Origin of the sequence: Streptococcus sp. SK643 (assembly GCF_000259505.1) — a bacterium.
GTDB lineage: Bacteria > Bacillota > Bacilli > Lactobacillales > Streptococcaceae > Streptococcus.
In genome coordinates, this window is sequence record NZ_AJMM01000006.1 from 247,180 (window position 1) to 260,668 (window position 13,489).

Genomic DNA, 13,489 nt, shown 5'->3' on the forward strand with positions numbered 1-13,489 from the left:
ATGTAATTGAGAAATGAGTGTCTATCTATTTTTTCTATCTTCTTGGCGGATAGCGTATTCGTCTGTTTTAATCCAGCTCTGCCAAACTTTAGAATCTTTATTTTGGTGATTCATATAATCTATAAACTCAGACATAAAACGTTTGTTTTTCTCAGCTAGATATTCTGAGAATATATGACGAAATTCATCTGAAAAACTATCATCAAGTGGTAGTGTTAATGCCCTTTCGCCAAATTCGATGCTCTTCTTTAACTTCTCCATATCGCTTTTAAAAGGTGTCACAGAACCAATTTTAGATGTTTTGAAACTATCTGTAACAATTTTAAGATTTGATGGAGCGTGTGGGTTGCTATCAAGTCCCATAATGTAAGCGACGGAAACATTAAAGTATTTTGCCAATTTTTCAGCATTATCTTTTTTAGGTTTGCGGATTCCTTGATTGTATCCAGAAAGTGTAGGATAGGCTATATTTGTAGCTTCGCTAATTTCTGTCAATTTTTTTCCGCTATTTTCTATCAGTTTAGTAATATGATTCGTCATAAGAACCTCCTTTTTATCATTATAACACATTTTATTCTTTTTGAATAAAAAAGCTTGACAAAAATTCAAAAAGGATATATAATTCAAAATGAATAACAAATTAAATGGTTTCGGAGCTTATTTAATTTAGAAATGAGGTGTGAATTTATGTCGGAAACTACTTTAGTTGTCCAGCTTCCTAAAGAATTAGAGAAGCAATTACGTGCTCACTATGATGAGATGATTTCAAATGCTGTAGCAAGAGTATTTGAAGATAAAGAACTTTATAAACCTATGGTTCGTATGTCAGGTTTGTCTAGGTGGTTAGATGTATCTACGACAACAATCCAAAAATGGACGAAAGAAGGAATGCCAACCATGGTGATTGATGGAGTGACTTTATACGATAAAAGAGCAGTAACACGATGGTTGAAGCAATATGAAAGATAGGTACTCGTATGAATGGTGTTCAGTGGATCAAGATAACAACAGATATATTTGATGATGAAAAAATTCAGCTAATAGAATCAATGCCAGAAGGAGATACTCTTATTGTAATATGGTTTAAAATTCTGGTGCTTGCAGGAAAGAAAAATAATAGTGGCATATTAAGTCTAGGGAACAAGGTTTATTACACAGAAGAGATGCTTTCAACAGTGTTTAGACGAAAGGCTACATCTGTAAAATTAGCTCTCAGCATGTTTGAAGAATTTGGCATGATAGAAATCATAGATGGCGCTATTACCATTCCAAAATGGGAGAAACATCAGAATATAGATGGACTAGAAAAGATTAGAAAACAAACTAGGGAACGTGTTGCTCGTCATAGACAAAAACAAAAAGCACTAATTACAGGCGAGCCACAACTCGTTTTAGACTGTAACGTTACAGTAACGGATGAAAATGATAATGTAACGCAAGAGATTAAGAACAAGAGTAAGAATAAGAAAGAGATTGAGAATATACTGGATAATAGTTCTAGAAAGCCTGAAACTTATATTCCACCCAAATATTATTCTTTGTTAGAATCCATTTCTTATAAGTACAATGATAGATTTTTGTATCCTAACAATTACACTTTAACACATGCTCAGAAGATGAAGATAGGCGAGTATTTGGCTAGTGGGTATGTAACTAGTGATGAAGTCATTAGCATGATTGAACGGATTCCTGAGGATGCGACGTCTCCTTTGGCGTATTTATTTAAGTCTATGGAGAATTTAAAGCAGGAACGTATGCTGGAGTGCAAAGCTATTGCCCATGAAAATGTCCGAAAGAAGTATATGATAAATGAGTAGATATAGGACTGTTCTAAAGAAATGTTACATCACTGAGGAGCAAAATGAAATAGTGAATAACTTGATTGAAATGACAAATCATCTAAGTTTTTCCTCTTATGCCAGAAAAATGTTATTTAAGAGCTCGCCTATTTATCTTCAATTTGATTTTGAATCTTATCATGACTTTATATTTCAAGTTAGAAGAATTATCAATAACTTACGTCAGTTAGAAAGAATAGCAGAACAAAGTGAGGATTTGGATAATGTAAGGATATTTCACTACTGCGTTGAGCTGATGATAGAATATGAAAAGAAGACAAGTAAACAAGTGAAAGAACTTGTAAAACGACTAAATAAGAAAACGAGGTGATAGGACCATGAGAATAAAATCTGTGTTGAAACAGGTGTTTTTGACGGAAGAAGAAAATAAAAAATTAAATGATTGCATGAGGAAGGAAAATATTCGTAATTTTTCTGAGTTTGCTAGACAAAAATTAATACGAACAGATTTGAACATCCAAAAAGTCTCTTTTGAAGGTTTAGTTCCTTTAACAGAAGAGTTGGAACAAGTCGGAAAGAATATCAATTCTATAGCCCGTCTTGCAACTGTAGTTGGGAGAATAAGCTATGAAAACAAAATGGATATGTCTATTTTGATGCAAAAAATAGTTGATGTGATGGAGGAAAAAGATGTTTATTTTCAAAAGTAATATGGATAAGGATTTTGATCAGATATGTGAATACATATTGAAATTAAAGCGAGCAGAATTATTTCTTCATGGAATTAAACAACAAGATAAAACGAAGGCTCGTTTGTATCATGCGATGCTGGAATACTATGATGCTAACCATAAAAAAGAAAGACATATGAGAATTTTAAAATAAGGAAACGCTGTTAAAAATTTTGCAGCGTTTTTTATATATCTTCTTAAAATATTTGTACACACAAATGACAGTCAAATTGATTTTTGGGATTATTTTATCGAGAAGGAAAGATTTCTCATAATATGACTTTGCGAGCTCAGAGTCTGTATACACACACTCCCAAAATCATCCTAAAATTTGTATACACAAAGTGTATGTACTTTTTGGGATGATTTGAATTTTGGGGAATCCCCAAACCCCTGATGAATTATACGAGCAAAAAAATTTGGGAGTAAGTTTTAGAAAGAACTATTCTAAAGTATTTAAAATCTGACTTTAAGTAAATTTTTTATTATGTGACTATTAGCCTGTCTCACTCCGCTAGGTGCGAGACAAAAAAATACCCGCTATGCGGGTGTGTACTGACCCCCAAAAGTTAGACAGAAAAAATCTAACTTTTGGGGTCAGTACAAAAGCGTTTTTATTGTATAAAGAATATCAAATAGTTTGAGGGTTTTACTTGTCGCTGTATTTCTTCACTATCCTTTTTGTAATACTCCTGCTTTGTTCCTGAAATATCTACAGTGAATACGTCATCCTTGAAGGTATAATTCTCTTTTCGGTTTATGATATTAGAGCCAGTCGGTTCGATTGTTGCACTGTCTTTATCAATTGTAAAGGTGTCGGCCTCTCCTTTGTTACCTGAAATGGTAAAGGCAACTTCATTTCTACTCTCGTTTATTCAACGGTATTCGCCATCTAAAGAATTGCTTGATTGGTTAGAGCATGCAATTAATAAAATTGTAGATAGAGACACTAAAAGTAATGTGATAAATCTTTTCATTTACATACTTTTTATTTCTATATTATATTAAAGAAACATTACATAAGTAAGACAGTAATTTTTTAGGTTGATCTCTTTCTTTCGGGAAAATCATTATGTTTCGGAAAGTCAAGATTTTGTTATTATTTATGATATACTGGTACCGTAATTATATCCTTACAGAGGTTAAGTAAGGGTTTCAGTACACGTCAATAGATGTCAAAATATTGATTTTAAGCGATTTTTGATTTTTGGAAACTCATTATATCGCACTACAAATCAATAAAAACTGTACCTTTTTTAGATAAATATATTATCTGGATATTGAAGTTAAGCCCTGCTGTCATTTCGATGGCAGGGCTTTTTAATATTTGGTACACTAACTTCTTATCTATATTTTGGTGGATTTTAAGTTGACATCTACAAAGTTTAATGTTAGAATACATTCAAAAATATATTTGAATGAGGTATTTTATGATTCAAAATGTTGTTACTTCAATAATCCTGTATTCTGGGACAGCCGTAGACTTACTTATTATCCTAATGTTATTTTTTGCCAAAAGAAAAAGCAGAAAAGACATCATTAACATCTATTTAGGACAATTTCTAGGCTCTGTTAGTCTAATATTGCTAAGTTTGCTTTTTGCATTTGTCTTAAATTATATTCCTAGTAAAGAGATTTTAGGTTTACTCGGTTTGATTCCAATTTTCCTAGGTCTCAAAGTTTTGCTTTTAGGAGATTCTGATGGAGAAGCTATTGCCAAAGAAGGTTTGCGCAAAGATAATAAAAACCTGATATTTCTAGTCGCTATGATTACTTTTGCAAGTTGTGGTGCTGACAATATTGGTGTCTTTGTTCCATATTTTACTACCTTAAATTTAGCAAATTTGATAGTAGCTTTACTTACCTTTCTAGTCATGATTTATCTCTTGGTTTTTTCTGCCCAAAAATTGGCACAAGTCTCTTCTGTTGGAGAAATTTTGGAAAAATATAGCAGATGGTTTATTGCCGTTGTTTATTTAGGATTGGGGATATATATCCTGATTGAAAATAACAGTTTTGACATACTATGGACTATATTAGGCTAGGAGAAAATATTATGAAAAAAGATAGTATCTGCCAAGTGAATGTTATAAATCAGCAAAATATTACAACCGCAACGAACTACCTTGAAAAGGAAAAAGTCCAAAAATCACTTCGCATTTTAACAAAATTTACCGATAATAAACAGATAAATATCATCTTCTATCTTCTTGCTGTTGAAGAACTCTGTGTCTGTGATATAGCCTGTTTACTAAATCTCAGTATGGCATCTACTTCCCACCATCTTCGTAAACTAGCCAATCAAAACATCTTGGGCACTAGAAGAGAGGGGAAAATTATATATTATTTTATAAAAGATGAGGAAATCAGGGATTTTTTTAATCAACTAGGATAACAACTATTTTTACTACTTTTCCATGATTCTAGGGAGCTACTCTATGAAATTTTTTGATGAAAATTACTCACAAGAAATAATATATAGAACTGTTTAAATATCTTCAGGATAGAAAAAGAAATTGTCCAGGCACGAAGAAACTGTATATTTGTTGCTAAACTGTACATCATCTTTATGATACAGTATTTCGTATTTCTCAACTACATAAGCTCCGAAAACTAAAATGTGATAACCCTTTGATAACCTCTCGATTTTCAAAAGGATTATATATGTAAATATTGAGGATTTATCTCTTAAAATTACTTGATTTTAGTGATAATTTACCATAAATATCATAATGTAGAAAAAACCAGGTCTTAAGAAAGCTCGTAAAGCTTCACAATTCTCAAAACGTTAATCAATACGATTATATCAACGTTTCAAAGCACTCAAGAGTTTACCTCATGGGTGCTTTTTTTATGTTTTTTTGAAAAGTTTAGTTCAAAGTTCACCTTATTTTTACCTTATTGTTTTAGAAACTTTAAAGCAAATTCACCAACTGCTATAGGAACTACATTAGAAGTGTTGACATAAGTCTTTGTTGTAATCGTGTCACTATGCGTTAGTGCTTTATAGATTCCATAGTTTAATCCAGTTTTAGCCATTTCATTTTCTCCTTTATTTTGTTATTTCTTGAGCACTAGCTTCTCAGCAAAAACGTTGAGTGCAGGTGCGACAGAATTTCCATTCAACGAAGTATCCGATAAGAAAATAGGATTAACTGCTTCAACTAGAGCATCTTCTGGGAAGACAGTGGTTGAAGCAGGTGTAATAATGTGGAAGGCTCCATGAGTTTCACTATTTAGAATATGTCTTTGGTACTTTCCTTCTTTACCAAAGACATAACGAGGAGCATTCCCTAATTTTTCGTAGTAGGCTGGACCGATAAATTCTGGTTTCATTTTTAAAGTTTCTGGGATCATAAGTTTTTTCCTTTCTGATTGTAAAATAAAAAGAGTTAAGCTGGTAGCTTCACTCTTGAGTAGTAGTGAGAAGAGAGTTTACGTTTAAACATTCTAGTATAGAATTCCACTTCAGCATGAGAAAATTCTGTGATGAGTGATTTCTTTGCTAAAGAATCTAAATCATTCAAAACTTGAGTGTATAGCTGTGAGGTTAGTTTATCAGATGAACTAAATATTCTATATGTAAATGTGTAATTATTGTAAAGTCGTTTACATTGTAGTGCGAAAAAAGTTTGTCATAGTTTTCTCTTTTATTATAAAAGTAAAAAAGCTACTAAGAAAAAGAAAGACTTAGTAGCTTGAGAGTAAGTCTATCTTATGAGGATAGACAGCAGTAAAGAAAAGTTATTTGATTGAAGAATCCCTCCTTAACGGTGGTAACGTTTAGCAAGGTGCTTTGCATGAATTACCATCGCTTTCCCATCCAATCTCAAAAGGTAGTTACTATCATACCTCATGTATTCTCTTACGCCCTTTGGCGAAACCAGTTCACTTTACCATACGGAAAAGTGGCGAAAGTCCGAAATGCGTGGAAGCCCACAAAATGTTTTATATCTTCACTTCAACCATAAAGAGACTTGACTTTCCTTTCCAAAACATTTACAATAAAGGTACGAAGTTTAGTGTAGTTTTGGCAATCAGTTCTCTGGTTGTCAGACGCACTTTTTATTAAATTTTCAAAGATCGTGATTTAGCCTTGAAGATAAGGTTATTATTTTCAATTGCTATACAACTATTAGTTGTTGATGTCAACGGTTTTCTGCAAAAATTTAAAATATTTTTTTGAGGTCACATATGGAATTCGCAGAACGCTTGAAAACACTAAGGAAACAAGTAAAACTAACACAGACTCAAATAGCTGAACAATTAGATATTTCCCAACAAGCATATGCTTCATGGGAACGTGGAGCAAAAAAACCAACACAAGAAAATCTTGTTAAGATTGCACAAATTTTAAATGTGTCCGTTGATTATCTAGTTGGAAACTCAGAAGAAAAATCAGATGAACTAGATAATATTGAATTGCTTTTCCGTATGAACTCAAAAGGCTTAACTGATGAGGAGAAGAAAGTTTTTAAAAAAGAGTTGATTGAGTTTATGGGTGAAAGGAAGAAAATTTTCGAGAAACAGAAAAGGTGAATTTAAGTTTTTTTACTTGAATTTTTATCAGTAAACAGTTTTTTAGTAAGAATATAGTTATGGATATATTAAAAAGAATAGATTTATTTTTGAAAAAAGTTGAATTACGAAGAGTTGAAAGAAAATTTAGAAAAAACAATAATATTCCAAAAGGCACGGATGAACCTTATATAAAATATTTTAGGAGAACTTTAGGGCATTTTGTAGCAGGAAATAAGTTATTAGATACTTCTCCAAATATTAGAAAATTTCTTTTAAATGTTATAAAGAATAATTTTGTTTATTATTCTGAACAATATATTGATGAATACCTAAAGGACATTTATAGAGAGCTTAGCCAATTTCTTGATGGAAAATGCAGATCAATTAACGATTGTTACATTTCATCTATTCCAAATAAAGATGTAGAGATCAACAACAGTTCAAAGGAATTAATGGTAAAATTTAAGGCATTAAATCATCTTCCTAGAAATTTGACAAGAACAATTGAAGCTTGTATGGAAAATGAAGTGAAATACACTAAATCTATGGAAGAGCTAAATGAAGAAATAAAGAAAAACCCTTTTAATAAATATTTAGAGCCTAGAAAAAGAAAAATAGAAAGAGACTTTAACGCTAGGAAAATAGAAATTTCTCAAGAACTAAGCGAAAAATTAAAGTCAAAAAAATATCTAATTTTTATCGATGATTTTAGTGGTAGTGGTAGAACTATTATTGATTACTTTAAAATACTTGAGCAATATATTGAAATAGACATAGGCATAATTATTATTTGTCTTCACTCTATGGTAAATGCTGAGAAGAAAATAGAGGATTATTTTGATAGGTCAAAATTTAAGGAGTTTTATTTTTTTACGAATAGAGAAAATCCTGAATCGAGAAAAAAATACTTCTCAAGAAGGAAAGATGAATTAAAAAAAGAAATTCGTAAAATGAAGACAGCGGAGAGGAAAGTAGGGAAATATCTTGAGAGTTCAAAATTAGAGAAGTTTTATTTTTTTTCGAATAGAGAAAATCTTGAATTTATAAAGAAATACTTCTCAAGAAGGCAAGATAAATTAAAAAAAGAAATTCGTAAAAAAGATGAATTAAAAAAAGAAATTCGTGAATTTGAGACAAAAAATTTTGAGCAACAATTTGCATTAGGATTTCAAGCTACAGAAAGTTTGGTTGCAACATATGATTCATGTCCTAATAATACGTTTTCTAGTTTTTGGTACTCAGAAAATGATGCTTGGTCACCACTATTTAAACGTTCCCGGAAGCAATCAAATGCACTAGATAATTTAAACGTAGATAGAAATAGTTTTGTAAATGAAGTTAAGACAGGATTAAAAATAAGAAAAGTAGCGGATAAAGATATTTCACTTATTATTATCCTTTTGTGTGTTAAATTAAAGAAAAATGATAATACAACGAGAGTAGCTATTGAAATCGAAGATAAATTTTATTACAATATAGATACATTACAGGAATGCCTATCAAACAAATATATTAAAATTATAAAAAATGGTGATGGTCTTCCAAGTTATTCTTTAACCTTAAAAGGTAAATCAAAACTTAAAGAATATAAAATGTCATATATGACATTTGAAGGGTTAGTTAAAATTGCTAATCTGTATAAAGCGGAGGATTCAATTTCAACTGATCATATTTCTTCATATGAGATTGATTTATTGAACAAGAGTGCTGAATAAGCGAGTCGCTATTCAAAGAAAATGTTCCGTATAGCATGTTAGATTTTTGACTCTCGTAGTATCGTCAAAGTGTTTTATTCGCAATAAAATTTCATTTTATTGCGAATAATAATCTAGCTACGAGCCGTAGCTAAATTATTATTATATGTATACTCAAGTGGATTGAGGATAGTTGTTAATAGGTTGAAAATATAATGAATTGGACAGAAGAAAATATTACCAATTATAAAAATAGATTGATTGAAAAAGGTGTTCCTGTAATTTTTGATATTGAACATTTTAGAAGATTGTTAGGTATTAAAAAAAGTTACTTTTATAAATTGTTTTATGGGCTCAAGTATCAATATAAAGAGGTGGAAATACCAAAAAGAAAAATTGGAGAGTATAGGAAGCTTACGGTACCATCTAAAAATATAAAAAAAATACAACGATGGATACTTGAATTTATCTTATATTCTAACTTATGTGACGATTGTGTGACTGGTTTTATTCCTACAAAATCTATTGTAGAAAATGCTTTACCACATATTGGACACGATTATATATACAAGTTTGATTTAAAGGATTTTTTCCCTTCAATTCCTCGTTCAAAAGTCTTCTACTTGTTTAAGGATTTAGGTTATACAGCTGAATTATCAAATTATTTGGCTTCGTTTTGTTGTTATAATGATTGTCTTCCTCAGGGGGCACCAACTAGTCCATATATTGCGAATTTGGTTTGTAAACGATTAGATAAAAGGTTAAAGATTCTATGTGAGAGGAATGGGTTTACCTATACAAGGTATGCAGATGATATTACAATTTCTGGAGATTTTAAGATAGTACACTTTAGAAATCTTTTTGAAACAATCATTGAAGATTCTGGTTTTATAATCAATGAACTAAAGACAAAGTTAATTCGAAATGGTCAGAGAAAAATTGTGACTGGAGTTGTAGTTAATGAAAAACCAACGATTTCAAGAGAATATGTCAGAGAATTAAAAAAAGAGATTTATTTTATAAATAAATTTGGAATAGAGAATCATATGAAACGGATTGGTGAAGCCGGCTCAGTAAAAGATTATCGTAGGAAAATCTATGGTAAAATAAATTTTGTTAAAATGGTAGACAGAGAATTAGGACTAGAACTTAGACGTAAAGTCAATTCGTTTTAATCTAATAGAGTTTGTATTTATAAATATCATTTTATTTTTACTCTTTCTCATTAGTATTTCATTTTAAACATTTTCAGTTTTTTTGTTATATCTTCTTTTGCATGCAAGAATATTTTGGTTTCGGTATCTATTAGTGACTGGTTTTATTTTTAATATTGATAGTTTCTTTGTACCACTTGATAATAATAGATAGGGGGGAATGTTATAGTATTTTTGTCTATTTTGAACTTAATTGAGCAAGTAATCAAAATAAGTTGTACATGTTAGATTTTAAAGTTAATTTCAGGAAAAGTATTATTGGTTAGTAACTAATTTTTGGTGGACATTCGTCCACTTTTTTTTGCACAATATACTCAATCAAATTGGTTTAGTTTTTTGGAAAATTGTGATTTAGAGGAGGTTCTGTATGTTGGATGAATTGTATTCAAGAGTAAGTAAAATCACAAAACAAGCCCTCTATTTTTTTATGAAAAAGGAAGAAGTTTCAATACTGAACTATCACTTTCGCTATTATTTTGACCATTGTATTGATCAGAATCGGATTCAAGTTATCAGTCATCACTTTTCAAATCATAAGATCGAAGGTTTGACGATTATTGATGAACTTGGCACCACTTTTTCATATGAAGAAGATAACCCTGAAACTAAACGCCACTTTACCTTGTGTCATGAGTTGGGCCATTTTATTTTAAAATATGACGGATCTTTTTTTACAGAGTCGGTGGATAATCAGGAATCAATTTTAGAGAGAGAAGCCAATGTGTTTTCAGCTATTATACTCATGCCTGATATAGTGTTATTATCCAAGATTTTCTATGCATGCGATTCTTTCCAAAAGGTAAAAGAGGATCTAAAAGTTTCAAAGCAGGCCCTTTATTTTCGTTTAATTGACTTGTTAAGGCTCTATGAAGTAGATACTGAGTCAGCTATTAAACAGGCAGTTGGAGAATATAGAGAAGGTCGGAATGCTTCTATTCATCAGTATTTCCATAAAGTAAAAGAAATTTTAATTGGAGAGTTTAATCAATTTCAGCCAACACTGTTAGTGCGGTTAGAAAAGAGAATAAAGCAAAGGAGCTTTGCAACTAGTCAGGAATTTCCAGAATTACTCGATCAATCAAGATGGGATGAAATTAAGCAACTTAAACCATTCAAAGTATGGCTTGTTTACAATAAGGGGAAATCCTTAGCTTATGTGTGGGATAGTGAAAAATTATCAGATGCAGAAGCTAGAAGGAAAGCAGAGTTACAACTACTGTTAATTTAAAAAAATTATATTAGGTTTAGGACAAAGGTTAAAGACTTTTTTGTTAATAATCAGACTATTAAAATAAGCCTACGGATTTTTAATAAATTAACGTGGTGTAGTTAGTATTTTCCCAAAGTACAATAGATAGCAATTTTGTGTATCAAAAAAGAGTTCATTTTGAACTCTTTTTTTCTATTCGACTATTTAAGATAAGGTTCAATTTCAGAAGCAATCATTTCTGCAAGTTTTACGGGCACGGCATTTCCAATTTGTCTATAGAGTGAATTTAGACTCCCATAGAATACAAAATCATCTGGGAATGTTTGTAAAATTGCACATTCTCTTGCTGAAAGTCGTCTAGTTTTATTGACGTGAATTTCAGGAGAAGTTGCAGTAATAGTATCACTTGGTCTATCCCAATTTGTGATTCTTAATGATTGCTCAAAACGAATAGGTTTTTCTACAAGTGTTGTAACCACTTTATCATACTTATCATCAAATTTAAGAATTTCTTTAAGTTTCCACCAGTCACTCGGTTTAGGAATGCTTCCGGAATTGTTATCTTTCCTAAACCAGTGGCCTGCTGTATGTTTATAACCAAAGTAATCGTCAATTTTTTTAGTTGTCCAATTAGATTTATCTCGATAGTATCTTAAGTAATCACAAATTTCGTGTTGATTTACAGGATATTTTCTTCCAAAGAAAGTATCCTGTACTTTAGTAGATGCAATATGATTATAAACCTTTCTCCCATCAACAACAATATGATCAGCCACTTTCCCATTTTGTAATTCTACGTCTGATAAAAATCCAATTGCCTCTTCTGTGGTAATTGCATTAGGTAAATCAGGAAAAAGATTTAATTCATTATCAACTATGATTTTATGGGTTGGTTTTGGAAATGGATTTTCTATTCCTAGTCTATTTCCTATAATTATTACACGTTCTCTTGCTTGAGGAACTCCGTATTCAGCTGCGTTTAGTAATCGATAGTCGACCTTATATCCTAAGGACTCAAAATCTTTAACTATCATATCGATTACTTTACCTTTTTGCATAGATAATAAACCTTTTACATTTTCTGCAACAAAAAATTTAGGTTGCTTATCTTTAATTACTCGAAGTAATTCTAGGTAGAGGAAATTTCTATGATCTTCCATATTTCTTTTGCTGTTGGCAATACTAAATCCTTGGCATGGAAAACCTCCAATAACGACGTCAATATCTGTCCCAGGTATTTCGCTTGAATCAATCTGTGTAATATCTCCAAGTACAATATGATCACCAATATTTTTTCTGTAAGTCTCGACAGCATCTTTTTGGAAGTCATTGGCCCATAATATATTGAAGCCTGCATTCTTAAAACCTAAATCCATACCTCCAGCTCCAGAAAATAATGAAATTAAATTATAATTACTCAATTTTGACCTCCTAAAGTAATCTAGATTTTAATTATATAATAGTTTTGAAAAAAATGCAACTAATGCATTTGATAGAAAGCGTTTTCTTTGTTATAATCCTATTGGAGGTGTATTTTATGTTAACAAATTTTGAGATTGAAGAATTAGAAAATAAATATTTGAAAAAATTCTTCTATTTTTTGAAGTATGTTGAAGATGAAATGATTGAAGGTTTCAATTCAAAGGAGAAAATCCGATCTGATTGGGCCCATTTGTATGGTACGGGAAATGGAGGTATTTCTGAGTTCGCAGTTGGTGCAGAAAGAATAGTTTATTCTTTGTTAAACGGGAGAGCATTTGGGACTCCAAATTCTAATCCTGTATCGAGTGATATGTTCTTTGAGGTTGAAGATGCATATATTCATCTGGATATGAAAACAGTAGTAACTGATAATATCGGGGATATAAAAACATCAATATTTGTTGGTGAAAATCAAAATTCCTATGTGGGTGATATAGTTAAAAAAGGAGGAAATGTAGAACTCTATACTCCAAATCTTCCTCAATATTATTCATTAGGGAGCCCTGATGAAAAAGTATGTTTGTCTTTTTTTGTAGTAATTTTATCTAACTCGACAACTCAAGAAGTTGAAATGGTATCAATAATGTCAATGCCAAATGGCCAATTGGAGCAGCATTATGGAAGCAGAGTTTTGGCGGCAGGAAAAAATCCAGGAAAAGCAAGATTTAAATTTTCCCAATGTAATAAATTTGAAATTTTAAATAGAAATGATTCTAGAATAAAAGTAACATATGTAAATCCACAAATTTCAGCCAATACTACAAATTACCTAAACTTCTTCTTTGATGCTAATGGTATTTTGAAAGCCCAATTTACTTAGTTTAAATAGATTTGAATT

The 13,489-nt window shown here is 30.9% G+C and carries 15 protein-coding genes and 2 pseudogenes; 11 read left to right on the forward strand and 6 right to left on the reverse strand.

Annotated elements, in window-relative coordinates; all coding sequences use genetic code 11:
- Positions 1 to 21 precede the first annotated feature (21 nt).
- Positions 22 to 540 (reverse strand): helix-turn-helix domain-containing protein, encoded by a 519-nt coding sequence (locus HMPREF1117_RS04430; protein WP_000181350.1) that lies wholly within the window; start codon positions 538 to 540, stop codon positions 22 to 24.
- 147 nt (positions 541 to 687) lie between these two features.
- Here HMPREF1117_RS04430 and HMPREF1117_RS04435 point away from each other — a divergent pair, with 147 nt between their 5' ends.
- The 4 genes from HMPREF1117_RS04435 to HMPREF1117_RS04450 all read left to right on the forward strand — a co-directional run bounded on the left by HMPREF1117_RS04435 (position 688) and on the right by HMPREF1117_RS04450 (position 2,684).
- The gene (locus HMPREF1117_RS04435) at positions 688 to 969 is read left to right on the forward strand and encodes a hypothetical protein (protein WP_000005472.1); all 282 of its coding nucleotides are present in this window, start codon (positions 688 to 690) and stop codon (positions 967 to 969) included.
- An 8-nt stretch (positions 970 to 977) separates the two neighbouring features.
- Positions 978 to 1,817, forward strand: coding sequence for a phage replisome organizer N-terminal domain-containing protein (locus HMPREF1117_RS04440; protein ID WP_001014722.1), 840 nt, complete (start codon positions 978 to 980; stop codon positions 1,815 to 1,817).
- A gap of 359 nt (positions 1,818 to 2,176) precedes the next feature.
- Entirely contained in the window at positions 2,177 to 2,509 is a 333-nt protein-coding gene (locus tag HMPREF1117_RS04445) for a hypothetical protein (protein ID WP_001220782.1), read from the forward strand.
- Positions 2,490 to 2,684: a hypothetical protein gene (locus tag HMPREF1117_RS04450; RefSeq protein WP_000469564.1), complete on the forward strand. Its 195-nt coding sequence runs from the start codon at positions 2,490 to 2,492 to the stop codon at positions 2,682 to 2,684. The genes HMPREF1117_RS04445 and HMPREF1117_RS04450 overlap by 20 nt, the downstream gene beginning before the upstream one ends.
- 460 nt (positions 2,685 to 3,144) lie before the next feature.
- On the opposite strand, the pseudogene HMPREF1117_RS12075 reads toward HMPREF1117_RS04450, so the two are convergent.
- Positions 3,145 to 3,507: pseudogene (locus tag HMPREF1117_RS12075) on the reverse strand (hypothetical protein).
- 251 nt (positions 3,508 to 3,758) lie between these two features.
- Entirely contained in the window at positions 3,759 to 3,932 is a 174-nt protein-coding gene (locus HMPREF1117_RS11965) for a FanG protein (RefSeq protein WP_071788300.1), read from the reverse strand.
- A gap of 28 nt (positions 3,933 to 3,960) precedes the next feature.
- Between HMPREF1117_RS11965 and HMPREF1117_RS04455 the strand changes: the two genes are divergently transcribed.
- Positions 3,961 to 4,575: a CadD family cadmium resistance transporter gene (locus HMPREF1117_RS04455; protein ID WP_000615750.1), complete on the forward strand. Its 615-nt coding sequence runs from the start codon at positions 3,961 to 3,963 to the stop codon at positions 4,573 to 4,575.
- Positions 4,576 to 4,586: 11 nt separating this feature from the next.
- The gene (gene cadX, locus HMPREF1117_RS04460) at positions 4,587 to 4,925 is read left to right on the forward strand and encodes a Cd(II)/Zn(II)-sensing metalloregulatory transcriptional regulator CadX (protein WP_000711088.1); all 339 of its coding nucleotides are present in this window, start codon (positions 4,587 to 4,589) and stop codon (positions 4,923 to 4,925) included.
- Positions 4,926 to 5,428: 503 nt separating this feature from the next.
- Here the strand turns inward: cadX and HMPREF1117_RS11500 are convergent.
- Positions 5,429 to 5,542: pseudogene (locus HMPREF1117_RS11500) on the reverse strand (site-specific integrase); the annotation flags it as partial.
- 48 nt (positions 5,543 to 5,590) lie between these two features.
- Positions 5,591 to 5,887: a hypothetical protein gene (locus tag HMPREF1117_RS04465; RefSeq protein WP_000611953.1), complete on the reverse strand. Its 297-nt coding sequence runs from the start codon at positions 5,885 to 5,887 to the stop codon at positions 5,591 to 5,593.
- An 837-nt stretch (positions 5,888 to 6,724) separates the two neighbouring features.
- Here HMPREF1117_RS04465 and HMPREF1117_RS04470 point away from each other — a divergent pair.
- From HMPREF1117_RS04470 to HMPREF1117_RS04485, 4 genes are all read left to right on the forward strand, one after another.
- Positions 6,725 to 7,069, forward strand: a complete 345-nt coding sequence (locus HMPREF1117_RS04470; protein ID WP_000393504.1) for a helix-turn-helix domain-containing protein — start codon at positions 6,725 to 6,727, stop codon at positions 7,067 to 7,069.
- Positions 7,070 to 7,128: 59 nt separating this feature from the next.
- Positions 7,129 to 8,766 (forward strand): phosphoribosyltransferase-like protein, encoded by a 1,638-nt coding sequence (locus HMPREF1117_RS11880; protein ID WP_000353381.1) that lies wholly within the window; start codon positions 7,129 to 7,131, stop codon positions 8,764 to 8,766.
- 194 nt (positions 8,767 to 8,960) lie between these two features.
- Positions 8,961 to 9,920, forward strand: a complete 960-nt coding sequence (locus HMPREF1117_RS04480; RefSeq protein ID WP_001104602.1) for a retron St85 family RNA-directed DNA polymerase — start codon at positions 8,961 to 8,963, stop codon at positions 9,918 to 9,920.
- Positions 9,921 to 10,329: 409 nt separating this feature from the next.
- Complete coding sequence (locus HMPREF1117_RS04485) at positions 10,330 to 11,187, forward strand: ImmA/IrrE family metallo-endopeptidase (RefSeq protein WP_025171570.1); 858 nt, start codon at positions 10,330 to 10,332, stop codon at positions 11,185 to 11,187.
- 182 nt (positions 11,188 to 11,369) lie between these two features.
- On the opposite strand, the gene HMPREF1117_RS04490 is transcribed toward HMPREF1117_RS04485, so the two are convergent.
- The gene (locus HMPREF1117_RS04490; RefSeq protein ID WP_000073887.1) at positions 11,370 to 12,590 is read right to left on the reverse strand and encodes a DNA cytosine methyltransferase; all 1,221 of its coding nucleotides are present in this window, start codon (positions 12,588 to 12,590) and stop codon (positions 11,370 to 11,372) included.
- A gap of 116 nt (positions 12,591 to 12,706) precedes the next feature.
- Between HMPREF1117_RS04490 and HMPREF1117_RS04495 the strand changes: the two genes are divergently transcribed.
- A complete protein-coding gene (locus HMPREF1117_RS04495) occupies positions 12,707 to 13,471 on the forward strand; it encodes a hypothetical protein (RefSeq protein WP_000957119.1) in 765 nt (254 codons plus the stop codon).
- Positions 13,472 to 13,489 lie beyond the last annotated feature (18 nt).